21 protein-coding genes are annotated in these 23,406 nt (G+C 40.5%); 12 read left to right on the top strand and 9 right to left on the bottom strand.

What is annotated here, in order from left to right; all coding sequences use genetic code 11:
• Window positions 1-65: 65 nt before the first annotated feature.
• Window positions 66-2,087 carry a methyl-accepting chemotaxis protein gene (locus tag HJP15_RS07090; RefSeq protein ID WP_170173343.1) on the top strand — a complete coding sequence of 674 codons (2,022 nt, stop codon included), beginning with the start codon at window positions 66-68 and terminating at the stop codon, window positions 2,085-2,087.
• Here the strand turns inward: HJP15_RS07090 and HJP15_RS07085 are convergent.
• Window positions 2,077-4,710 carry a sensor domain-containing protein gene (locus HJP15_RS07085; protein WP_235575764.1) on the bottom strand — a complete coding sequence of 878 codons (2,634 nt, stop codon included), beginning with the start codon at window positions 4,708-4,710 and terminating at the stop codon, window positions 2,077-2,079. The genes HJP15_RS07090 and HJP15_RS07085 overlap by 11 nt on opposite strands.
• A 168-nt stretch (window positions 4,711-4,878) precedes the next feature.
• On the opposite strand from HJP15_RS07085, the gene ubiD reads away from it, so the two are divergent.
• From ubiD to HJP15_RS07060, 5 genes are all read left to right on the top strand, one after another.
• A complete protein-coding gene (gene ubiD, locus HJP15_RS07080) occupies window positions 4,879-6,345 on the top strand; it encodes a 4-hydroxy-3-polyprenylbenzoate decarboxylase (protein ID WP_170173342.1) in 1,467 nt (488 codons plus the stop codon).
• Window positions 6,346-6,451: 106 nt separating this feature from the next.
• Entirely contained in the window at window positions 6,452-7,165 is a 714-nt protein-coding gene (gene fre / locus HJP15_RS07075) for an NAD(P)H-flavin reductase (protein WP_170173341.1), read from the top strand.
• Window positions 7,166-7,291: 126 nt separating this feature from the next.
• Window positions 7,292-7,612, top strand: coding sequence for a hypothetical protein (locus HJP15_RS07070; protein WP_054205226.1), 321 nt, complete (start codon window positions 7,292-7,294; stop codon window positions 7,610-7,612).
• Window positions 7,613-7,689: 77 nt separating this feature from the next.
• Window positions 7,690-8,403 (top strand): helix-turn-helix transcriptional regulator, encoded by a 714-nt coding sequence (locus tag HJP15_RS07065; protein ID WP_054454409.1) that lies wholly within the window; start codon window positions 7,690-7,692, stop codon window positions 8,401-8,403.
• Between the two features lie 119 nt (window positions 8,404-8,522).
• On the top strand, window positions 8,523-8,936 hold the full coding sequence (locus tag HJP15_RS07060; RefSeq protein WP_054205228.1) for a CBS domain-containing protein: 414 nt from the start codon (window positions 8,523-8,525) through the stop codon (window positions 8,934-8,936).
• Window positions 8,937-8,952: 16 nt separating this feature from the next.
• On the opposite strand, the gene add is transcribed toward HJP15_RS07060, so the two are convergent.
• The 8 genes from add to cyaY all read right to left on the bottom strand — a co-directional run bounded on the left by add (window position 8,953) and on the right by cyaY (window position 18,607).
• The gene (gene add, locus HJP15_RS07055; RefSeq protein WP_054454413.1) at window positions 8,953-9,954 is read right to left on the bottom strand and encodes an adenosine deaminase; all 1,002 of its coding nucleotides are present in this window, start codon (window positions 9,952-9,954) and stop codon (window positions 8,953-8,955) included.
• A 151-nt stretch (window positions 9,955-10,105) separates the two neighbouring features.
• A complete protein-coding gene (locus HJP15_RS07050) occupies window positions 10,106-12,787 on the bottom strand; it encodes a CHASE domain-containing protein (RefSeq protein ID WP_170173340.1) in 2,682 nt (893 codons plus the stop codon).
• A gap of 39 nt (window positions 12,788-12,826) precedes the next feature.
• Entirely contained in the window at window positions 12,827-13,936 is a 1,110-nt protein-coding gene (locus HJP15_RS07045; protein WP_054205231.1) for a heme biosynthesis HemY N-terminal domain-containing protein, read from the bottom strand.
• Window positions 13,933-15,780, bottom strand: a complete 1,848-nt coding sequence (locus HJP15_RS07040; protein WP_170173339.1) for a uroporphyrinogen-III synthase — start codon at window positions 15,778-15,780, stop codon at window positions 13,933-13,935. The genes HJP15_RS07045 and HJP15_RS07040 overlap by 4 nt, the downstream gene beginning before the upstream one ends.
• Window positions 15,781-16,719, bottom strand: coding sequence for a hydroxymethylbilane synthase (gene hemC, locus HJP15_RS07035; protein WP_170173338.1), 939 nt, complete (start codon window positions 16,717-16,719; stop codon window positions 15,781-15,783).
• 50 nt (window positions 16,720-16,769) lie between these two features.
• Window positions 16,770-17,606, bottom strand: a complete 837-nt coding sequence (locus HJP15_RS07030; RefSeq protein ID WP_054205234.1) for a DUF2914 domain-containing protein — start codon at window positions 17,604-17,606, stop codon at window positions 16,770-16,772.
• Between the two features lie 24 nt (window positions 17,607-17,630).
• Window positions 17,631-18,287, bottom strand: a complete 657-nt coding sequence (locus HJP15_RS07025) for an alpha/beta hydrolase (RefSeq protein ID WP_054454422.1) — start codon at window positions 18,285-18,287, stop codon at window positions 17,631-17,633.
• Window positions 18,284-18,607 (bottom strand): iron donor protein CyaY, encoded by a 324-nt coding sequence (cyaY, locus tag HJP15_RS07020; RefSeq protein WP_054205236.1) that lies wholly within the window; start codon window positions 18,605-18,607, stop codon window positions 18,284-18,286. Before cyaY ends, HJP15_RS07025 begins: the two co-directional genes overlap by 4 nt.
• Before the next feature lie 134 nt (window positions 18,608-18,741).
• On the opposite strand from cyaY, the gene lptM reads away from it, so the two are divergent.
• From lptM to HJP15_RS06990, 6 genes are all read left to right on the top strand, one after another.
• Window positions 18,742-18,933: an LPS translocon maturation chaperone LptM gene (gene lptM, locus HJP15_RS07015; RefSeq protein ID WP_054454424.1), complete on the top strand. Its 192-nt coding sequence runs from the start codon at window positions 18,742-18,744 to the stop codon at window positions 18,931-18,933.
• Between the two features lie 3 nt (window positions 18,934-18,936).
• Entirely contained in the window at window positions 18,937-20,190 is a 1,254-nt protein-coding gene (gene lysA, locus HJP15_RS07010) for a diaminopimelate decarboxylase (RefSeq protein ID WP_170173337.1), read from the top strand.
• 63 nt (window positions 20,191-20,253) lie between these two features.
• Window positions 20,254-21,084 carry a diaminopimelate epimerase gene (gene dapF / locus HJP15_RS07005; RefSeq protein ID WP_054205239.1) on the top strand — a complete coding sequence of 277 codons (831 nt, stop codon included), beginning with the start codon at window positions 20,254-20,256 and terminating at the stop codon, window positions 21,082-21,084.
• Window positions 21,081-21,710 (top strand): DUF484 family protein, encoded by a 630-nt coding sequence (locus tag HJP15_RS07000; protein ID WP_054205240.1) that lies wholly within the window; start codon window positions 21,081-21,083, stop codon window positions 21,708-21,710. The genes dapF and HJP15_RS07000 overlap by 4 nt, the downstream gene beginning before the upstream one ends.
• Window positions 21,707-22,672, top strand: a complete 966-nt coding sequence (locus HJP15_RS06995; protein WP_054205241.1) for a tyrosine recombinase XerC — start codon at window positions 21,707-21,709, stop codon at window positions 22,670-22,672. The genes HJP15_RS07000 and HJP15_RS06995 overlap by 4 nt, the downstream gene beginning before the upstream one ends.
• A gap of 9 nt (window positions 22,673-22,681) precedes the next feature.
• Entirely contained in the window at window positions 22,682-23,404 is a 723-nt protein-coding gene (locus HJP15_RS06990; RefSeq protein ID WP_170173336.1) for an HAD-IA family hydrolase, read from the top strand.
• Window positions 23,405-23,406: the final 2 nt, after the last annotated feature.

The raw sequence follows: 23,406 nt of genomic DNA, 5'->3' as shown, positions 1-23,406 counted from the left end.
CTCATCCTTATATTTTATAAAAAGACTGCTACACTCATTATTTAGCCTGTATTTATGAGTGTGCTATGCAAACAATTGCAATAAAATATAAAGTGGTATTTGCATTTTCCGCAATTGGTCTGCTGATGCTAGCCAGTAGTAGTTTTTTTTATTGGTCTCTTGGCAAAATTAGCATCGCAAACTCAGATATTGAAACGCTCGCAGTCCCTGTGCAGCAGCAAAGTAAGGCACTGCAACTATCACTGCTGTCGATCACTAAATTTAATGCCGTCGCGTATAGCCAAAGTACAGTAGTAAAATTACAGCAAGAGCAGCAACGCACAATAGCTGAGCAAAAAAAGCTAAACGAAAAGCTCTCTCAACTGCAGCAACAGCTACAAGATCAGCCAAAAATGCAATCGCTACTATCACTTATAGGTAATAGCTATACAAACCTCGCTGAGACTAGCTCCAGCATGTTCAGTGCAAAAAAATCTGGCTTAGACGCTGGCATTGCTGTCGAAAAATCAAGCAGTTTTTATACAGAGAATCTCGCTACTTTAAGTAACGCGCTACTTGATTTAGAGCTTTTAGAAGTAACCAGTCAACAACAGCGATTATTGGATTCAATCGTGGGTACTGCAACTCGAATAGATGATCTACTTTTCACTCTTGCCAGTAATGTAAAAAGTATTAAGTACATTAGTTCACTAAAAGTGCTTAGCGAGCACCAACAAGACACTGATTTTTTACTTGATAATATTCGCTCAAACTTTACCTATTTACAGCAACAAGCCAGTGAACTACACAATGCAGCAAACTTTACGTCTCTTACAGCTCAAATGGCTGACGTTAATGAACAACTAGCTACCATTTACCAGCAGCAAAATACAATGCTTACTAATCGCATTTTAGCCGAAAAAACATTCACAGATTTTCAGCAACAATTTCAAGATACCGAACAACTAATAATCCAACTTACTCAACTTGCTGATCAACGCTTTACAGCCTTACAAAACGATGCAAAGTCAACAATAAGTACAGGCTCTACATTGGCTGTAATTATTAGCCTCATACTGATTTCATTTGCAGCTTTGATCTCTGTGCTGACTACAAGATCAATGCTTAAACCCTTAAATGCGGTAAATAAAGCGCTATCCAGAATAGCATCAGGAGATTTATCAAGACGTACTCACCCACGCAGTGATGATGAGTTCGGCGCATTATTAAATAATATTAATCGGCTCAGTGATGATTTAAGTAAATTGCTCGTTGATATCAGCGACAATGCACATACTTTGGACCAATCAGCAATTAGCACCAGCGAACAAGGGCAGCAAATGACTCTTGCAGCACAGCAGCAACTTACACGAATCGCAGACGCGGCATCACTTGCCGAAAATATGCTAAACAATTCTCAAACAGTATGTGAACAAGCTGATATTACCTCTAATGAAATAGCCAATGCTTCGCAATTTGCTAATGACGTAAACCAAATTGCTGATAGGAATAGTCAGCGAATTGAAGCGCTACTTACTCGTCTTGATCAAGCAGTACTTTGTACAGAAGAGCTCACGCAACACACCCAATTAATTGGCGCAATTGTAGATACTATTAGCAGCATTGCCGAGCAAACTAATTTACTTGCCCTCAATGCTGCGATTGAAGCCGCCCGAGCGGGTGAAAATGGCCGCGGTTTCGCTGTTGTGGCCGACGAAGTTCGCTCTCTTGCTGCGCGAACGCAAAGTTCAACGAGCGAAATCCATACCATGATCCAAACGTTACAACATCAAGCCAGTTCTGCCCATCATGAAATCAACGATGGCCAACAACAAGCACAACAATGCGTAACAAACAGCAGTGAGCTAAACCAAGCAGTCGATAAAATAAAAAGTACCTTAGCCACAATTAACCAAATGAGTCAGCAAATAGCTAACTCTTCACACCATCAACTTGATAACAGTAATGATATTAAACAAATCATGGCTAAAGTAACTATACAAGCACAAAATAATGCTAACCACGCCAACACTTTAGCCAGCCAAAGTGAGAATGTAAACCAACTAGCTCACTCTTTAGCAAGTGCTGTTGAAAGGTTTAAATTTTAATGTGCGAGCTATTCGCTTCTAAAAACAACTCAAATTCATCATTCGGTAAGCCCTTACTATATAAAAACCCTTGTATGTAATCGCAATTTAAATTGCGTAGAAAATCCTCTTGTTCTTGAGTTTCAACCCCTTCGGCAATCACTTTTAGTTTTAAATTATTTGCCATGGAAATAATGGCACTGACCAAAGCACAATCTTCAGTGTTATCAGGTAGTTCTTTTATAAACTCGCGATCAATTTTGAGCTTAGTTAACGGAAAGCGCTTTAAATAGCTTAAAGAAGAGTAGCCGGTCCCAAAGTCATCTATTGCTAAACCAACGCCTTGGGCGCGAATTGCTTGTAATTGCTTTAATGTTGTATCACTACTATCTGCAAGCACTGTTTCAGTAATTTCAAGACTTAAACACTCTGCTGCGAGTCCTGTTTCAGCCAAGCACTCTTTAACTAATTCAGATACATTCTGTCGGACAAACTGCACACTAGAGAAGTTAACCGTAATAAAGAAGTTACCATCGAGCTTACAACACCAGTTACTGGCTTGCTGACATGCTTCACGCAATACCCATGCGCCAATCGGCACTATCAAGCCTAGCTCTTCACAAATAGGGATAAAATCAGCAGGCGAAACATGACCTAATTCTGGGTTATACCAACGCAGTAGAGCTTCGCAACCGAGCCTTTCACCATCAATACTTATAATTGGTTGATAATGAATCGTAAACTCATTGTTACTGAGCGCTTTGTGTAACGCCCCCTCAAGCTGACTGCGAGCTTGTGCCTGTTCATGCATGCCTGGTGTAAAGAACTCAAAACAATTTCGCCCCTTTTCTTTCGCTTTATACATTGCACTATCTGCATTGCGAATAAGAATTTTACGCTCCAAGCCATCATCAGGGTAAAGCGTTATACCCATACTGCCCGAAACAAATACTTCATGCTCTGCGATTACAAAAGGTGAGTTCAAAGCATTAAGTACTTTTAACGCAATATGTTCAATTTGATTAACAGTATTGATGTTCGTCAGCAGGAGAGAAAACTCATCCCCCCCCAAGCGCGCAACAAGGTTACCACTACTCATACACGCCTTTATTCGTTTTGACGCCTCTAATAATAATAAGTCTCCCGTTGCATGTCCGAGGGTATCATTCACACTTTTAAATCGATCTAAATCAATAAAGCAAATAGCTAAGCGTTTTTGCTCTGCTTGAGCATGCAACATTTGCTGATCAACCTTATTATAAAAGTGCTGCCTATTTGGCAAGCCTGTTAACGTGTCTAAATTAGTTTGCAGCCACATTTCTTGTTCATTTTCTTTACGTAAGCTAATGTCGTTTAGAATTGCCACAAACATTTCTATATTTTTTGTATCATCAAAAACGACTGCAATACTCAGCCAGCAAGGGTAAATACAACCATCTTTACGTCGGTTCCATATTTCACCTTCCCACTGCCCTTGTGTATTTAATTGCAAATACATCGCTTTGAAAAACTCACTATTATGTCGGCCAGAGTTAAGTAAACTTGGCGTTTTCCCTAAGGCATCATCTTGTGAGTAACCTGTAATATTTATAAAAGCACGATTCACCATAATGATTTCGTTTTTGCCATTGGAAACAAACACTCCCTCATTAGTAGTCGCAAAAACAGTACTCGCTAAACGTTGTTGACGTCGCGTGGCTATACGCTCTGAAATATCATGTATAAAATGAATGCTTCCCAAGTGACGAGCATCATTATCAACCACTTTCGTACAGGTATATTCCCCCCAAAAATTTCCTTCTGCACCTTTATATTCATGCTCATTAATTGCATCGCTAGATAGTGTTTGGCTCACCTCAAACTCATACATAAAACGACCAAAAAGTGGCATTTTAGCGGTTAGTATTTGTTGTGCTTTTTTATTTGCAGCAGAAATACGTTGGTTCGGTTCAGCAAAAATAAGTAAGTCATCAATACTATCAAAAATAGCTTGCAGCTTAGAGCTATCTTGCTGCGCTGCTCGCTTTGCTCTTCGTAATCGTGTTGCCAGTACACTTAAAATTAGTAATAGTACGCATAGTAAAGCAATTGAAATAATCGCTAGTAAAAGCTGATCACTTTGCTTCTTTTCTATTTCACCTATTTGTATACGAATTAGCTCTTCGAGGTTTTCTTGGTAACGCCATAACTCTTTTTCTAAGCTTCGTTGTGAAGAGATATCATGAATCACCGACAACAGCTGTGTTTTACCATTAACATTAAAGGGGGTTGAATAGACACTGACAGTACGCATATCACCGCTTGCTAAACGATGTTTAAAAACAAAATAATTACGACCTTCAGTACGTGCAGCTGCACGCTCTTGTGCCACCTGCTCGTTAGTAAAAATATTAATTTGCTGAATAGATTTTTTTTCCAGCTCACTTACATTGAAACCATAAAATAAGGCCGCGGCATCATTTGCTTGAACAATATCACCTGACTCAGGGTCAATAATTAACATAATAGCACTGTGGTTTTTAAAAAGAGCCGGGGAAATAATAGTGGATAAATCATCGGCAGCAATACCCGTACGACAATGAAGGCAGGCCATAAAAATAATTACTTTTAAAATTAATACCTTATCAATAAAAGTTTTGCGCAAGTGAACCCCCCTTTCTTATCTAAAGTATAACTATAGCCCAATGAAACTTTAATGTGAGAAAGGCAATAAATGAAAAATAATAATGTAGCATAAACAAAGCCGAGTAAACTCGCTAATAAAAATGACTCAAGTATAATGATTCTAATTTAAGCCTTAAAGCAGCCGACAATGAAATATAAAGATCTCCGTGATTTTATCAAATTACTAGAAGAAAAAGGTGAGCTTAAACGTATTCACCAAGAAATTGACCCTTACCTAGAAATGACCGAAATAGCCGATCGCACGCTGCGAGCTCAAGGCCCAGCTTTACTGTTTGAAAACCCCAAAGGGCATTCGATGCCTGTTTTAGCCAACCTATTTGGCACACCTAAACGTGTTGCTATGGGCATGGGTAAAGATGATGTTAGTGAGCTTCGTGAAGTTGGTAAACTACTGGCATTTCTAAAAGAGCCAGAACCACCAAAAGGCATTAAAGAAGCGCTAGGGCAAATTCCGGTATTTAAGCAAGTACTTAATATGCCAGCCAAAGAAGTAAAAAAAGCACCTTGCCAACAAATTATCCTTGAAGGCGATGAGGTAGATTTAACTAAACTGCCAATCCAACATTGCTGGCCTGGCGATGTAGCTCCCCTTATCACTTGGGGCTTAACCGTCACCAAAGGACCTTACAAAAAGCGTCAAAACTTAGGTATTTACCGCCAACAATTACTTGGTAAAAACAAAATAATCATGCGCTGGCTTTCACACCGTGGCGGCGCACTTGATTTTCAAGAATGGTGTAAAGAAAACCCTGGCGAACCTTACCCTGTATCAGTCGCACTTGGCGCAGATCCTGCTACAATTTTAGGTGCAGTAACGCCTGTACCTGACACCCTAAGTGAATACGCATTTGCTGGCTTACTTCGTGGTAGCAAAACAGAAGTAGTTAAGTCGATATCAAATGATCTACAAGTGCCTGCCAGTGCTGAAATCATATTGGAAGGCTATATCATCCCTGGTGAAGTAGCGCCAGAAGGTCCTTATGGCGATCACACTGGTTACTACAATGAAGTGGATGAATTTCCAGTTATGACCGTCACGCATATGACGCATCGCAAGGATCCAATTTACCACAGTACTTTTACCGGCCGTCCACCAGATGAACCTGCAATTCTAGGCGTTGCACTAAACGAAGTATTCGTACCAATCTTACAAAAGCAATTTCCTGAGATTGTCGATTTTTACTTACCGCCTGAAGGCTGCTCATACCGCATGGCTGTCGTGACCATGAAAAAACAATACCCTGGCCATGCTAAACGAGTAATGATGGGTGTATGGTCGTTTTTACGTCAATTTATGTACACTAAGTTTGTAATCGTGTGTGATGACGACGTCAATGCCCGAGACTGGAACGACGTAATTTGGGCTATTACAACACGCATGGATCCCGCTCGTGATACAACTTTAATTGAAAATACACCGATTGACTATTTAGATTTTGCATCACCTGTTTCTGGCCTTGGTTCTAAAATGGGTATGGATGCAACCAACAAATGGCCTGGTGAAACAACTCGCGAATGGGGTGAACCTATCGTTATGGACCAAGCCACTAAAGACCGTGTTGATGATATTTGGCAAAGTCTTGATATTCTATAGTTTGATCATCTAACTGATGAATTAACAGTCTATAAAACCCCTGTGCAGATATGCTAGAATTGAGAAATTCGAATGCGTATCTGCAAACAGTGCTAAAAGGTAAACCATGCAAACATTACATGCTGACGTTGTTGCTATCAGCCCATTAACTGAATTTGTTCACAAAGTTATTTTAAAACCAATTGAAAGTGTTAAATTTGAAGCAGGCCAATACTTACAAGTTGTGCTTGGTGAGAAAGACAAGCGTGCATTTTCAATTGCTAGCCGTCCTTCACAGTGCGACGAGCTTGAATTACATATTGGCGCATCTGCAGTTGACTCATACGCCATGCAAACCCTTGAACATTTACGTGATGCACACGCTAACAATACCAAAGTAACCATTGAAACGGGCTTAGGTATTTCGCAACTACGCCTACAATGCGAACGCCCGATTATTTTACTCGCTGGCGGCACTGGTTTTTCATACGCAAAATCAATGGCTGATCATTTAAGCGAAATTGGTTGTGACCGCCCTGTTTTATTTTACTGGGGTGTACGTGAAGAATCGGCTTTATATGCACACACTGAAATGCAAACGTGGGCTAATAGCCGAGAAAACTTTACTTTTATCCCTGTCGTTGAAAACCCAACAGTCAGCTGGACAGGCCATACTGGCTACGTACATAAAGCCGTGATGAGCGATATTGCCTCCCTTTCGCCATATGATATTTACATGGCAGGGCGTTTTGACATGATTGGCATCGTACGAGATGATTTTATTGCTCATGGTGCAATCCGCGAAAACATGTACGCTGACGCATTCGCGTTTATTAAGTAATAAAAAATCCATTATAGCCAGCTTAATTATTTCAATTGCACCAAATTGATATAATTAAGCTGGCTACTGACACTCCCTGACAATACATTATGGTTTACTGTTCGCTCTTAAACAAGGAGCACAATTATGACCACTAACGTAATCGAAGTTATCACTTTTAAACTAAATAACGACACAGATTTGGCACAATTTCATATCGCCAATAATACCTTCCAAAACTTTATCGACAAGCAACCAGGAGTGTTTTATCGCTCACTTGCTAAACAAGCAGAAACCCAGCAATATATTGATGTTATATACTTTGCGACTCCCGCAGATGCGAAACGAGTGAGTGATATGTTTTTTGAAAACGAGCAGTGCCAACAATTTGCAGCATTAATTGAAAAACAAAGTGTACAATTAACCCATTACGAAGTATTAAGCCAAACAGCTTGCCAGCAAAGTTGAGCTACCTAAAGTCTGAGTTAAATTACTTCCCAAAAATCCGCTTAAATACATTAACTTAAACGATAAAGGATACGTTCGTGCATAAATCAGAGCGGCTGTTTCAATTAGTAAATATGCTAAAAGGTCGCCGCTTTGCGGTTACTGCAAATGAACTTGCTAACCGACTGCAAGTATCTCAACGAACCATTTATCGCGATATTCAACACCTTCAAAGTTCTGGCGTGCCAATTGAAGGTGATACGGGGGTTGGTTACCTAATAACACACTACGATCTTCCCCCAATGATGTTTACATTAGAAGAATTACAAGCGCTTCTACTAGGTAGTAAAATGGTGAGTGCATGGACTGACCCACAATTAGCTGCCAAAGCCCAAGCTGCAATAGCTAAAATAAATGCCGTATTGCCTGAAAAGCTAAAACAGCAAGTCGAAGAATTACCTTATTTAGTATCGGCCTTTAACCATGATAAAACCCATCAAGAAATTACATTGCAACTTCGTAAAGCTATTACCAATAAAACCTGTATTGAATTTCATTACCTAGATGTTAACCAGCAGCCAAGCCACCGCATTGTAGATCCTCTTGGGCTCGTATATTGGGGCGCAAAATGGACGCTCATCGCTCACTGCCAATTACGTAATGACTATCGGGAATTTCGCTTAGATCGCATTCAAAGCATTACCTCACTAGCGAATACATTCAACACCAGTTCACACAAAAGTCTCTCACACTATATTGAGTTAGTTAAAGCAAAATACCACGTTGATATTGATTGCCCGGAAAATAAATAAATTACCAACAACTGGTGATCTGATTGTTTTAACCTATCAGAGCAATCAACATAAACAATTTCCCAAAAACCCATTCATTAACCATACTTTGTACAAGTCATTAACGGGGAGAGACCCAAATGTTAAATACAAAAGTAAAAGATTTTATGCAACGCAAACTACCCAATATCACACCTGAAACTGAAATGACTACGGCTATTTCAGAATTACAAAAATTCAAACTGATGGGGGCACCTGTATTTAATGAGGATAAGTGTTTGGTAGGTTTTATTTCTGAACAAGAACTACTAAAACCTTTAATGCAAAATAGTTATTTTTGTGATGGCGTAGTCAAAGTAGCTCAGCTGATGCAAACTGATGTGGTTACCGTCAGCGGTGATACCAATATTATTGAACTAGCCGAACAAATGAAAACGGGAAAGCCAAAAAATTACCCTGTTGTAGAGGGCACAACGGTGATTGGTATGATTGGCCGAAGCGATATTCTTAAAGCTCTTTTTGACAACTACTTAAGCTGTCAAAAAGAACATTAGGTGGCGTGCGTCGCTGCTATTTAGCAGCGGCACTCTGTTTTAACTGTTGCTTTTCAGCATCACTCAAATAGGCTATCTCGAGTGCATTTACTTGCGCTTTTTCCATGTCAGCTTGCGTCAGACCAGCCGCTGGTGCGGCAACTGCATATTCATGCTCAATTTCAATGCCTTCAACAGCAGGATCATCCGTATTAATACACGCTAAAATACCATGATCTAAAAAGCGTTTCAGTGGATGCACATCTAAGCTAGCAACGGTACTCGTTTGCACATTACTGGTTAAGCATGATTCAATGCCTATGCGATTATCTCGCAGGTAGTCCATTAGCTTTACATCTTCAATCGCTTTTACACCATGGCCAATACGCTCTGCTCCAAGCTCATTAATTGCTTGCCAAATACTTGCAGCACCAAGTGCTTCGCCCGCATGAATAGTAGCGGCTAGGTAGGCATTTCGGACCTGTTTAAAGTGATCAACAAATAGCTCTCCCGGAAAACCAATTTCATCACCGGCTAAATCTACAGCCACTAAATCATTTTTAAATGCAAGCAACGCATCAAGCTCTTGTTGACAAATTTTGGTGCCATAAGTACGTGACATAATGCCAATTAAATTAGCTTTAACACTGCTGCTTTGAGTGGCACTTTTTATACCATCAACCACGGCTTCTACAACGCCTTGCGGATGCAGCCCTTGGCTTTGCGCCATATAATAAGGGCTAAAACGAAGCTCAACATAATCTAAACCTTGCGCTTGTGCATCTTCAATGTTTTCAATTGCAATACGACGACAGGCATCATAATCACCCAGTACGGCGACACCCCAATCTAATTTTTGCAAAAAGGCCATTAGGTTTGGTTCTGGATCAATGACTTGCACATGCGGTATTAGCGCCGCCACATTATCGGCGGGTAATTTGATATTGAACTGACGGCCCAAATCAAGAATAGTTTGCGCACGAACATTACCGTCTAAATGGCGATGGATATCTAGCAAAGGGAGTTTTTTATTAATCATAATTAGCACTCAGTCAGTTAAATTTGCGCGGATCATACGCACTTAAATAGGTAATTCAAGTTTAGATGATTTTGTTTTCTTTATTGAGGTCATTTGTCTGCATGACAAAGATGAAAACATTTAAAATAAATGCCAAAAACGCTTTATACACTTATTGTAAATAATGCCACATCGTTTTAAATAATTTATCAGCATCAATTGGTTTAGTTAAGTAATCGTCCATACCTGTTGCTAATGCTTTTTTCGCATCCTCATCATGCGCATTTGCTGATAAGCCAATAATAGGCAGCTCGCTCATAAATAGCTCATTACGAATAACCTTAGTCGCTTGTAAACCATCCATATTAGGCATTTGAATATCCATAAGAACTAAGTCATAAGGTGTCTGTGACACTTTTTCAATCGCCTCAAAACCATCATTAGCAATATCCGCAACGCACCCTTTTGTTTTTAATATTGCAGTTGCAACATGTTGGTTTAGGGGGTTGTCTTCTACTAATAATATTTTAAAATCAACAAACGATAAGCTGCTTGTATCTATATCGTTGAAGCGTGTTTCTAACTGCTCTGTTTTTGCTAGCGGTGAAATGCGTGGCAAAGTAAAAGTAAATGTAGAGCCCAGCCCTTGTTTACTTTCCAGGCCTATTGCTCCTCCCATCAACTCAACCAGCTTCCTACAAATACTTAAGCCTAAGCCTGTACCACCATACTGGCGTGAAGTAGAACTGTCAGCTTGTGCAAACGGTTGGAATAATTGCTGTTGAGCATTGTCGTTAATACCTATGCCTGTGTCATTCACACTAAAATAAGTAACGCTCTCACTTTGCCATATTTTTAATGTAATAGTCCCTGTTGCGGTAAACTTAATGGCATTATTTAGTAAGTTTAATAACACTTCCTTTAGCCGAATTGGATCGGTATCTATCTGTAATTGTGCGCCACGATCTAACTCCAACTGCAAATTGAGTGCTTTAATATCCGCCTCAAATTGCACTAAGTTCATAACCTCATCAATAAGGTGATTAACCTTTATGGGTTCTTGTGCTAAATCAAGCTTATCGGCTTCCATTTTTGAATAGTCGAGCACATCATTCAGCACCCTCAAAAGCACGCTAAGTGCACCATCAGCTTGTTCTATGTAACGGCGACCTTGTTGCCAATCTTGCTGTTGCAACGCTAAATAATGCAAACCTTTAATACCGTTTATTGGTGTGCGTACTTCATGACTCATGTTCGCTAAAAATTGGCTTTTGATTTGACTCGCTTCATCTGCTTTTTGTTTTTCTTGACGTAAAATCCGTGTTTGCTGAGCAACTTGCTCCCTCACCTGAATATTAGTACCCGTTACTGATATCAAGAAGGTAATTAACAACCAAACAAATAACATACCCACTATTTGTGCAAGCCAATACATGACCCATGATGTTTTTGATTTAGGCTCAAATAGCTGCACTTGCCAAATACGCTTTCCAAGTAAAAGTTGATACTCGTTTAGCAATTCAACATTCGCACTTTGAGTTTGATAAATTAATTGCTGATCATTCTCATCTGTTACATCGTAAAAATGGGCGCTTATTTTACTGTCATGATTAAACCATAACGATTGAGATAAGCGCGATAAACTCACCACCCCAACAACAAACCCTTTAAAATCACCCTGAGTATCTAAATCTCCAAACACAGGGAAGAAAAACAATACACCATTACCATCAGCATTACTTTGGACTAACCCTATAGGTTCACTTATTACCAATTCATTCAATGCTTTTGACATCATTAACGCATCATATCGCTGCTCATTGGAAGCCAAATCAAACCCAAGTACAACCTCATTTCCTACTATTGGATGGGCATATTGCACAGGGTAGTACTCATCTCGAATTGAGACAGGCTGCCAGCTTTGTCCTGATGACTTTTCTTTAATATAAAAATCATCAACCCCTTCAAGCTGAATACCCTGTTGGTATTGGGTTAGCTCGGCTTTAGTAACACGCGGTACCCATTCAAATGCTAAAATTTCATGGCTATAATCCAACTGCTTTGAAGTGAAGCGCTTAAACTCTTGGTAATTAACCTCATCACTACTGGCAAAAAAGGTAGCGAGAAGAGTCAAATGCCCTGTTATTTCAGATATTTTATGATTGATTTCAGATTGCACAGCAGCAATCTTAGCACTTTGTTTTTGAATGTTTTTTTCTTTTTTGACACTAGCCGCAGCGTAAAAACTCAGGCTAATCACCATATAGATAAATAACGAAGGGAGAATAACCTGTAGTCGATGGCGCATTTGTGAATAATTGAACGCTGCCAATATTAGCGGTGTAAAAATCAACACCCCTATACTGTCGCCAATCCACCATGCTATAAAATTATCAACGGCGACATGGGCAGGAATAACCTGATTATAAACTAACAGTGTAGTGCCTATTGACGCTGCAATAACACAACAAATAGGGCCTGCAACAATTAAGCTATGAACGCTGCGTTTTAAAGATGATAAATCTAAAGGGGCTTTAATTACATTTACAATGAGGTAGCTACCAAACCACGCCTGAAAAGTTGCAGCTAAAGAAACTATTAAAGCCTGAAGGAATACTTGCCAATGTAATATATCAACAACACGATCAAGGTGAGCAAGATTAGTAAGCAGTGCACCGAGCAAAATCCCCGCTAAAGCTCGGCGCCCACATAATAAAAAACCAGCTAAAGCGATACCCGATGGCGGCCATGAAGCAACAGCATATCCATCAACAGCCAATAATAAATTACTAAAAAAACCAGTCGTAAAATAAGCAAAAGCAAGGCTAACAGTCAGAGTAAATATATTCTTCATATGCTCTGGCGCTCCTATGCCGATATAAGCCTATTTAGATTATAGGTAAAGATCCAGCGCTTTTTGTGGCTGTGCACTTTTACTATAACTAAGCTGAGCTTGTGCTAAGTAATCTTTACTGTTTTCAGGGTTTAACGCCTTATCAAATACACGTGCAGCAAGCTCGTATTCGCCATGTGCATTCGCTAAACACGCTAGCGATAGTAATAAGTCTTGGTTATCTGGTTCTTTTTTCAGCGTATCTTGTAAGCTCGCCTGTAATTTCAGCGCATCTCCCGGTGCAGAAACGTTTAATACTTTGGCAAGATCATTATGTTGCTCTGATTTTTTAAGCATTTTTAATAAAGTTAGCTCAATTTCATTTAAACGCCCTACTTTTGCCATCACAGATAAATAAGCCATATGCGCTTTTACTTTCAAGCTTTTTGAGAGCTGTTGATATTTATCAATTAACTGCGAGTGCGGCTGTGCCATAAAATAAGCTGTGAATAATGACGACCACTGTGTATCGGTTAATGCTTGTTTACTTAATAAACGTGGCATAAATTGCTCAAGAGCCGTCCACTTTTGTTGTTGAACTAACACTTCCGCGTACATTTTCAGCTCTAATGCAGTTGCTTTTTTAGCTTCTGCTAATGCTTTTAAATCACCAGTCACCGTACTGCAATCGCCTGTGGCTAACCAAAGTTTAGCTGCTTTTAATTGATTTTCTGCTGAAATTTTCTCAAGTAAGGTAATTGCTTTATTTATCTCACTTTTTTGCAAAGCGGCTTTGGCTAATAAAGCATAGCGTACATCATGCCAATTATCCGCCACACTATTGTTTTCCAGCGCAAGCTCTAACTGCTCACTATCGCTGTTAATTAAACTCCAAATACCTTGTTCAATGGCTGCTTGCTTGCGCTCTTCACTGCGAGCAAAAAAGCGATGACGAGTATTACTGTATAAAGACCAAACATAGCGAATGAGTTTATAAGTAACATACAGTCCAAGTGCAATAACTAAAAATGCCGCACAAAAAGCAACAATTGAGCCCTCTAATGTAGTGTGATTAAACGAGATAAGTACATAGCCAACTTCACCGATTAACAAGGGTGATACAGCAAGCAAAATTGCAATGGCTAAAATAACCAAAATAATGCGTATCATTGTGCCCACTCCTTGACCTGCTCAGTACTTTTCAAAGTGATTTCAGGGTTAAAGTTTAGTGACTCTTTATTTAAGCCTGCCAATGTTTTAAGTACACTTTGTGTATGTGGATCATCTTGCTTAAAGTAATCACTCACTAATACATGAGCTTGGTTTAAAGCGGTAAAATATATACTTGCTTGTTTAGTTAAAAGTGCATCTTGCGCTTGAGATAAATACAGACTTAAACGCTGCTTAATTAAATGACGCTCTTGCTCTGTTAATAAAGGCTCAATTGCAATATCTTCACGTTGACGAATTTTAATAAAATTATCTTGCAGCTGTTCCCATGTTTTAGCTACGTTTTGTTGCCAGTCACTGACATCTTCACTCAAAGCATCTTGCTTCGTCGTAATTGCTACTTGTGGTAACGCCACCGCATTAAAATCTAACTTATCTATTTGTTCTAACACACCGTGAAGTTGTAAATAAATCGCTTCAGCAGGGATCGGTTTTACGATACTAAGCGCTTGCATATCACTATGAATTGCTTGGCGAATAGCACCGGTTCCTGGATGCTCTGCTAGCAAAGCATCTAATCGCGCCAGCACTGCGGCTGCACCTTTATAATCTTTCTCAGCCCATAACTTAAACTCGGCCATGCGTTGTAAACTTGTGACTTCGTGCGGATTAAGGCTGTATGCTTGTTGCTGAGCACGTTGCAATGCACTCTCTAGTTGCTTAGCTGTATTACCCGCATTCTCAGCCAAACTAGCAGCTACTTTTTGCTCACTATTAAATAACGCTTGTTGCAGTGTTTGCTGCGCTGCTTTCACTGCTTGCAATTCTTTACTCAATAATTGATTGTCAGCAGATAGCTGAGTAACTAATTGATTGGCTTGCTGCTCTGTATTAAATTTTTGATAAAATTGATAACCCACACCCGATGCAACGATTAGCGAGATAAGCAACGCCAAGCTGCCTGTTTTACTTATTTTTTGTTTATTATTTTGGTTCATCATGGGTTCTTTTTTAGCAGCTGGAGAAGTTGCCGCTGACTTTGCTGTTTGATTAGTTGATGATGCTGTTTTTACTTCAGCTGCCGGTGTTGTTGGCTTTGCATGTTCGCTCATAGTATTACCTTGACTGATGCAGGTAAACATAGCGCTATCGCTCGCACCTGCAGCAATGTGAATATTTTCCGAATTTACATGTTGTAGCTTGAGGTGTTCACAAATACGACTGCTAGCAACATAAAACTGGCACTGTCTTAACCATTCTAGTTGTTTTAAAGGAAGTTGATTAAAAATAGCATCAACCGCCGCATTACTAGTAATGACTATACCTTTAACATTAAGGCTTTGCCAGTGGTCTAGCCAGTTGCTTGGTTCCCCTTCGATTGGGGCTCGCTGATAAATCACTAAGTTATTTAAAAAAGCACTGCGCTGCTTTAATATTTTAGCTATTGTAGGACGACCATCTTTCCCCTTAACAAGCACAATATTTTGCCCGTCAATCTGTTGCAGCGACTGTAATGCAAGTAAACCTTCCGAATCATGCTGCTTAGGCACCGCGGCACGCACACCAAACCCTTGCCAAATGGCCTCTGCGGTTTTTTCACCTACAGCGTAAAACTGCGCTTTGGTGTTTATATCTGGTTTAAGTGCTAATAAAGCTTTGACCGCATCTTGGGAGATAAAAATAATTTTATCTGCGTTCAACAAAGGGGTTAATTGAGCGCTTTGTAGTGTGAAGTAATCAAGTGTTAAAACTGGAAATAAGGTCGCCTGATAACCCCCTTGCAGCAGCTTTTCTGCAAGGTCAGCGCCTTTTCCCTCTGGGCGAGTTATCAGGATATGTGACATTTATGCGTCTCGGTATACGTCAGCTAAAATTTTATCTGCACCTAATGCTAGTAGTTGCTCAGCTAATTGCACGCCCAACGCTTCTGCATCAATCGTGTTACCGCTAATTTCAGCGCGTAGTATTTCACTGCCATCGATAGCACCCACTAAGCCACGAAGATGAACCTGTTCGCCATCAACTAAAGCATAGGCACCAATAGGAACTTGACAACCTCCTTCTAAACGACGATTCATAGCACGCTCAGCATTCACGCGAATACGCGTTTCACTGTGCTCAAGTGGTGCAAGCAATGCTTTGGTAGCCTCGTCATCAATACGACACTCAATACCAACAGCCCCTTGTCCATTGGCCGGTAGCGATACTTCAGGCTCAATAAACGCTTTAATACGCTCATGCATGTCAAGACGAATCAAGCCAGCCGCAGCTAAAATTATCGCATCGTATTGGCCGTCATCAAGCTTTGCTAAACGGGTATTTACATTACCGCGTAGATCACGAATCTCTAGATCCGGGCGCAACGCACGAATTTGACACTGACGACGCAAGCTTGAAGTACCCACAATTGCACCTTGTGGTAACTGCGCAATATCAGCGTATGTATTGGACACAAACGCATCGCGCGGGTCTTCACGCTCACAAATCGTGTGCAGCGCTAAACCTTCTGGAAAATCTACAGGCACATCTTTCATTGAATGCACGGCAATATCAGCACGGCCATCTAATATAGCTTGTTCAAGCTCTTTAACAAATAACCCTTTTCCACCAATTTTAGCCAGAGGTGTATCTAAAATAATATCCCCTTGAGTCGACATCGGCACGAGCTCAACAGTAATGTCTTTATGAAAATGCTCAAGTTGCGCTTTTACAAATTCTGCCTGCCAAAGTGCTAAGGCGCTTTTTCGGGTTGCTATACGAACGAGTTTATTTGTGTTTGTCATAATAAAAAGTATCCAATTTATGTTCTTTACTTAGCCCTGCGCTGCAGCGTTTATCTGGCTAATATACGAAATTCTTTTTGTGCTAATAAGTGACCTTGCTGATCAATCACGTCAACACGCCAGTGGCCAAGTTGCTCTGATAAAATATGCTTCTTTGAATAAGTACGATAACGCGGTGATGTGACATCAAGTTCAATACTGGCCATTATTTCGTTTTCATAACGCCAAACATGGGTCACTTTTTGCCCTTGTAAATTTTTAAGCTCACTAAAAAAAGCTATAGTATCAACAAATTCACCAATTCGAATATCCGCTTTTAAGACATTAACAGGCTCGCGCCCCACTACATCACGCGTCAATACTGCTCGGCTTACTTTGTCTGTATCTATTTTTGCACCCAACGCAACACTTGCAACATGGGCGGTACTGGCAAAACTTTTTGGCTGAGCGACTGTTGAATCAGTCTCATCTGATACTGTCGTAATGTCAGCTTCAATATTCAGTGCTGTTGTTTCACTTAGTTCTGACTCATCGTTATTAGCGCTCTGTAAATCGATGGCATGTTCAATCTCAGCCATCGAGTTATTTGTAATTAGCGCAGGCTCAACCTGCACATCATCACTTTGTTCAATTATAGGCGTAACGAAAGGGAGATCTTCATCAGCACCCTTCGTAGAAACTAATATCGGTACGTCATTTGACACATTAGGCAGATCATTTTGCTCAGCATTAACCGAGCCCAATAGGCTATAAGTAAAAACAACTAATGCAAATAAACCCAGTAAAGTCACAGTGGCAATGCGTTTCCAATGCCATTGATAGGTTACTGACGGTGCACTTGGTTCTGCACGCCTCATATTTGCTGTAATTACTATTTTTTGTTTCATTTTAGCCTCGGTTACTCAACACTATTAACTTAAGCGAGCAATTAACCATTGGCGAATAGCCGCTAGTTCTTCCCCACAAACCTGATGGCCCATTGGGTATTCTTGCCAACTTACATCCATGTTATGCGCTGATAATATGTCAAACGCATGACGACCCGCGCCATAAGGCACAACCTGATCTTGGCTTCCATGAGCCATAAATACAGTTAAGTCTGTATGTTTTGCTTCTGCGGTTAATTTCTCTGGCACGCACATATACGTTGAAAGTGCCATTACTCCTGCAAGCTTTTGCTCTAAACGTGGAGCTAAATGCAGTGAAACAACACCGCCCTGAGAAAAACCAGCCAATATTATTTTATCTGCTGGAATACCTTTTTCAATCTCATGGCTGATCAACGCTTCAACTTTGGCGGCAGATTCCCGTACCCCAGTTTCATCCGCACGTTTATCAAGATCCATTGATTTAATGTCATACCACGAGCGCATTTCCATGCCACCATTAATAGTGACGGGTTGCACCGGCGCATGTGGAAATACAAAGCGTACGCCTAAATCATCAGGAAGTGAAAGTTGAGGTGCGACCGGTAAAAAACCATCACCAGAATCGCCTAGGCCATGTAACCAAATAATCGTTGCTTGATGCTTTGCTTTAGCTGGATATTCAACAAACTCTAAACTCATAATTCAGACTGCCATTGTACAGGTTGGCCGGCTTGACGAGTTGTTGCTTCATTCATAAACTGCCAAAATTCAGCACCAGAGCGGTTATCTATCCATTTATCGCCACGTAATTCAAAGTGGTGACCATTAAATTTTGTTGCAACCCATACTTGATGTAATGGTGCTTGCTTATTAATTACAATTTTACTGCGATCGGCAAAAATAATCTCCAAAATACCTTGTGCAGATTCATAATCAAGATCGGCTTCACAGTCATCCACTTGCTCTTCAATTGTGAACATAAGTGCTTCGGCTAATTGGTGGTATTCATGATCAGTCATTATTATTTCCTTTACGGCAGTAGGATAAATTTGCTTACGGTTAGTGTAACAGGAATAAAATCATCCGCGAATAGCTGCATTTTTTAGATATTCTGTTAATCTGCGATTATAAAGCCAGCAACACGATTAATCTAATGAAAGAGATGCATCTTAAAAAATTAAAACGACTTTCCCCTCTTGGTGTACTACTTATCGCTTTAGCTGGTTGCGGACAAAGCGGACCACTGTATTTGCCTGAAGAAAATACGCAGCCAAATCAAACAGAACAAGTAACTGAATCAGTAGCAAACCAAGACACGCCAACAACCGAATCGAAACAGGACTAACAAATGGACTTTTTTGACTATAAAAATAATCAGCTGCATGGCGAAGACATCGCTGTCAGTGACATAGCAGCACAATATGGTACACCTTGTTATATTTACTCACGCAAAACATTTGAACGTCACTACCTTGCGTTTGCACAAGCGGCTAAAAACCATAAAAATTTAGTGTGCTATGCCGTTAAAGCTAATTCAAATATTGCAGTATTAAATGTGTTGGCTCGCTTAGGTTCTGGTTTTGATATTGTCTCTAAAGGTGAGCTTGCCCGTGTTATTGAAGCGGGTGGTAACGCCAGTAAAGTAGTTTTTTCCGGTGTTGCAAAAACAGCTGACGAAATTGCTTATGCGCTAAAGCTTGGAATTAAATGCTTTAATGTTGAATCTGTATCTGAACTTGACCGTATATCTGAAGTAGCCAATGAGCTTAATTTGGTTGCGCCAATTTCGATTCGTGTTAATCCTGATATTGATGCAAAAACTCATCCCTATATTTCAACTGGCTTAAAAGAAAATAAATTCGGTATTGATATTCTCACTGCAGTGAGTGTTTATCAATATGCCGCTTCATTACCTGGTTTGAAAATCACCGGTGTTGATTGCCATATTGGCTCGCAGCTCACCGAAATAAAACCATTTTTAGAAGCGTTAGATAAAGTACTCGCCCTTATTAATGACTTAAAAGCCAATGGTATTGAGCTAAGCCATTTAGATATTGGCGGTGGTTTAGGCGTGCCATACAATGGTGAAACACCACCACATCCAAGTGAATATGTGGCTCATATCACTGACCGTTTAACTGACTACCAACACCTAGAGCTGATTTTTGAGCCCGGCCGTGCCATTGCCGCCAATGCTGGGATTTTAGTAACAAAAGTTGAGTTTATTAAGCAAAACCAAGATAAGTTCTTTGCAATAGTTGATGCGGGCATGAACGATATGCTGCGCCCTGCGTTATATCAAGCATGGCAAAATATTGTGCCGGTAACGCCACGCAATGACGATACCCCCACACACAACTTTGATATTGTTGGGCCGGTGTGTGAAACAGGTGACTTTTTAGGTAAAGACCGCATGCTTGCACTACAACAAGGGGATTTACTTGCCCAACGTAGTGCCGGTGCTTATGGTTTCACAATGAGCTCAAATTACAACTCGCGCCCGCGCGTAGCTGAAATTATGGTTGATGGCGAACAAAGCCATTTGATACGCGCTCGTGAAACTGTCGAAAGCTTATGGCAGGGCGAGAAAATTTTACCATAAACTTTTTGTAACACGGCTGCTCTGTGGCATGATTAGCGCAGAGCAAATCCGAATTAGAGCGCTATGTTAGTTAATTTTTCCAAAATGCACGGCCTAGGCAACGATTTTGTTGTAATTGATAACATTACACAAAACGTTTTCTTGTCACGAGATCAAATAAAAAAACTGGCCGATCGCCATTTCGGCATTGGCTTTGACCAATTGTTAATGGTTGAAGCGCCCTATTCTCCCGATCTTGATTTTCACTATCGTATTTTTAATGCTGATGGCAATGAAGTCGAGCAATGTGGCAATGGTGCCCGCTGTTTCGCCCGCTTTGTGCGGATGAAAGGCCTGACCAACAAACACAAAATTACTGTGTCTACAAAATCAGGTAACCTCACCCTGTATATCGAAAAAGACGGCCAAGTGACCGTTAATATGGGGCACCCTAATTTTGAGCCAAGCAAAATCCCGCTTAAAGCCACTAAACGTGAACTGACATATATTATTCGTGCACAAGAACACACTGTTTTTAGCGGTGCGGTCTCAATGGGCAACCCTCACTGCGTATTAGAAGTTGACGACATAGTAACAGCCGATGTCAGCACGTTAGGACCATTGCTTGAGAATCACGAGCGCTTTCCGCAGCGCGTAAATGTAGGTTTTATGCAAGTAATAAACGAAGAGCACATTAAATTAAGAGTGTGGGAGCGCGGCGTAAACGAAACACTAGCCTGTGGTACAGGCGCATGTGCTGCGATGGTCATTGGCCAAATTCAAAATAAGCTAGCCACCACAGTGCAAGTTGACTTACCAGGCGGAAGTTTACAAATTCGCTGGCAAGGTGAAGGTCACCCAGTGCGTATGACAGGCCCTGCGGAGCATGTATTTGATGGTCAAGTTGCCTTATGAGTAACATTCCCAGTAAACTAACAAATGAACAAGTTAGTGAGTTTTTGCTAGAAAACCCTGATTTTTTACTGCAAAACCCAGCACTGTTAACGCAACTTGAATTGCAACAGCATGCTCAAGGCGCCACCTCTTTAGTGCATATTCAGCAGCGTCAATTGCGTGAACATAATGCAATGTTAAAACACAAAATTGATGAACTTATTGAACACGCAAAAGAAAACGAGCAAATTTATAGTTTATTTAGTGAGTGCCACCGCCAACTGTGGACTAATTATGACTTTAAAACGCTAGCAGTAAACTTACGTAATATTATTTGTACCAATGCGGCTATTAGTGAATGCCATTTACTTAAGTATGACACTAAGTTTGATGATTTAATTACACATCGCTTAATGAACGATGGTACGTACCTTGGCCGTGTAAGCCAGCAAGAACGCGATTTACTGTTCCGCCCACAAACACAATCAACTGCGCTTTACTTAATTGGCAATAGTAAACACCCAGTGGCTATTTTGGCATTTGGCAGTGATGATGCAAACCACTTTGAACCCGCCAAAGACAGCCTGTTTGTGCTTGAATTTGTACGCTCATTACAATTGAGATTACTGGAACTTGAGCTGGCATGATCGAGCCGCAGCCGCCAAGTGTTGATGAATTGCATGAGCAATTAAGCGACCAGTGGCGCACACCTATTCAATCATTTAGTGATTATCTGCGTTTTGAAAGGCAATACTCTCCACACACGATCACCCAATACACCACGCAACTGAACTTTGCTGCGTTGTATTTCAGTAAGCTATGCGATGATTGGTCAAGCGTACAAGGTGAACATATTCGCCGCTACAGTATGCAGCTCAGAAGCAAGCAACTGAGCGGGCGTACAATTAGTTTAAAGCTCAGCTGCATTCGTAGTTTATATAAATTTTTAAAAGCTAAAAATATCGCCCAACAAACACATTATCATAACCCTGCAGAGGCAATTAAAGGCCCTAAATTTGCCAAGCCATTACCTAAAAATCTTGATGTAGACCAAATGGCACGGTTACTTGATATTCAAGATGACGACCCTCTTGCGATTCGTGATCAAGCGATAATGGAATTAATGTATTCTTCTGGCCTACGTATAAGTGAGTTAGTTGGTGCTAACCTACAAGATATAAACCGCAGCGCCAAAGAAATTTTAGTACGGGGTAAAGGCAGTAAAGAACGCTTATTACCCGTAGGCGGTAAAGCATTAGAATCATTAAATAAATGGCTAAAAATACGCCCTCAATTTGCTCATCCTGACGAAATTGCGGTATTTGTTAGCAGTAAAAAATGCCGAATATCAGCACGTCACGTTAGGTCACGCATGCAAGAATGGGGAATAAAGCAAGGCATAAGTAGCCAAGTCCACCCGCATAAATTACGCCACTCTTTTGCATCTCATATTTTAGAATCTTCTGGTGACTTACGCGCTGTGCAAGAGTTATTAGGGCATAGCAGCTTATCCGCAACACAAGTTTACACTCATTTAGATTTTCAGCATTTAGCAAAAGTGTACGATAACACGCACCCTCGCGCCAAAAAGCGCACAGACCCAGAATAAGGAGCTTTTATGATCCGCTTTAATCGTGCTATTTCCCCTTTTTCCGTGCTTAGTTTTGATTTAGACGATACCTTGTATAACAATCGCCCCATCATTAAAGCCGCAGTACAGGCGCAGTTTGACTATTTAAACTCACTCACTCAGTGGCAAGCACAGGGTAGACATTATTGGCAACAATGCCGTGACCAAGCAGCTCAATCAAACCCCGCTTTAATTGATAATGTAACCCTATGGCGTAAACACACGCTTATGCTAGGGTTAAGTAAAATTGGTTATCACGATGCTGAACTCGAATATCATGTAAACAATGCCTACACAGCATTTACTGACGCACGCAGCAATATTGTCGTCAGTGATCAGGTACTCGAATTACTCTCTCAACTAGCTAAGCAATATCGCTTAATTGCTATTACAAATGGCAATGCTGATGTTGAACAGTTTAACTTAAAGGGAGTGTTTGAACTCGTATTACAAGCTGGCATGCATGGAAAAGCCAAACCACACCCAACCATGTTTGAGCAAGCTTGCGCGTATTTAAATGTCGCTCCACAGCAAATTTTACATATTGGTGATAGCTTAGATTCTGACGTACACGGCGCTCATAATGCAGGTTGCCAATCTGTGTGGTTAAACGATCAGCATATTAATTATGCTTACAAGGGGTTACCTGACATAGAAATTGCGAATGTGTTTGCTCTCAAGCAATTACTTAATTCTGCATCAGGGCAATAAAA

Origin of the sequence: Pseudoalteromonas sp. NEC-BIFX-2020_002 (genome assembly GCF_013002825.1) — a bacterium.
Lineage (GTDB): Bacteria > Pseudomonadota > Gammaproteobacteria > Enterobacterales > Alteromonadaceae > Pseudoalteromonas > Pseudoalteromonas neustonica.
Note: the sequence above shows the minus strand (reverse complement) of the source record. Positions and strands in the feature narration are given on the sequence as shown.

Excerpts from the sequence above, each read along its gene's own strand:
- HJP15_RS07050 (WP_170173340.1), bottom strand. The coding sequence starts at position 12,787 with ATGAAGAATATATTTACTCTGACTGTTAGCCTTGCTTTTGCTTATTTT.
- fre (WP_170173341.1), top strand. The coding sequence starts at position 6,452 with ATGCAAACATTACATGCTGACGTTGTTGCTATCAGCCCATTAACTGAA.
- cyaY (WP_054205236.1), bottom strand. The coding sequence starts at position 18,607 with ATGACTGATCATGAATACCACCAATTAGCCGAAGCACTTATGTTCACA.
- HJP15_RS07030 (WP_054205234.1), bottom strand. The coding sequence starts at position 17,606 with ATGAAACAAAAAATAGTAATTACAGCAAATATGAGGCGTGCAGAACCA.
- HJP15_RS07060 (WP_054205228.1), top strand. The coding sequence starts at position 8,523 with ATGTTAAATACAAAAGTAAAAGATTTTATGCAACGCAAACTACCCAAT.
- add (WP_054454413.1), bottom strand. The coding sequence starts at position 9,954 with ATGATTAATAAAAAACTCCCTTTGCTAGATATCCATCGCCATTTAGAC.
- HJP15_RS07090 (WP_170173343.1), top strand. The coding sequence starts at position 66 with ATGCAAACAATTGCAATAAAATATAAAGTGGTATTTGCATTTTCCGCA.
- lysA (WP_170173337.1), top strand. The coding sequence starts at position 18,937 with ATGGACTTTTTTGACTATAAAAATAATCAGCTGCATGGCGAAGACATC.
- HJP15_RS07040 (WP_170173339.1), bottom strand. The coding sequence starts at position 15,780 with ATGTCACATATCCTGATAACTCGCCCAGAGGGAAAAGGCGCTGACCTT.
- HJP15_RS07025 (WP_054454422.1), bottom strand. The coding sequence starts at position 18,287 with ATGAGTTTAGAGTTTGTTGAATATCCAGCTAAAGCAAAGCATCAAGCA.
- HJP15_RS06995 (WP_054205241.1), top strand. The coding sequence starts at position 21,707 with ATGATCGAGCCGCAGCCGCCAAGTGTTGATGAATTGCATGAGCAATTA.
- HJP15_RS07045 (WP_054205231.1), bottom strand. The coding sequence starts at position 13,936 with ATGATACGCATTATTTTGGTTATTTTAGCCATTGCAATTTTGCTTGCT.
- HJP15_RS06990 (WP_170173336.1), top strand. The coding sequence starts at position 22,682 with ATGATCCGCTTTAATCGTGCTATTTCCCCTTTTTCCGTGCTTAGTTTT.
- HJP15_RS07070 (WP_054205226.1), top strand. The coding sequence starts at position 7,292 with ATGACCACTAACGTAATCGAAGTTATCACTTTTAAACTAAATAACGAC.
- ubiD (WP_170173342.1), top strand. The coding sequence starts at position 4,879 with ATGAAATATAAAGATCTCCGTGATTTTATCAAATTACTAGAAGAAAAA.
- dapF (WP_054205239.1), top strand. The coding sequence starts at position 20,254 with ATGTTAGTTAATTTTTCCAAAATGCACGGCCTAGGCAACGATTTTGTT.
- lptM (WP_054454424.1), top strand. The coding sequence starts at position 18,742 with ATGAAAGAGATGCATCTTAAAAAATTAAAACGACTTTCCCCTCTTGGT.
- HJP15_RS07000 (WP_054205240.1), top strand. The coding sequence starts at position 21,081 with ATGAGTAACATTCCCAGTAAACTAACAAATGAACAAGTTAGTGAGTTT.
- hemC (WP_170173338.1), bottom strand. The coding sequence starts at position 16,719 with ATGACAAACACAAATAAACTCGTTCGTATAGCAACCCGAAAAAGCGCC.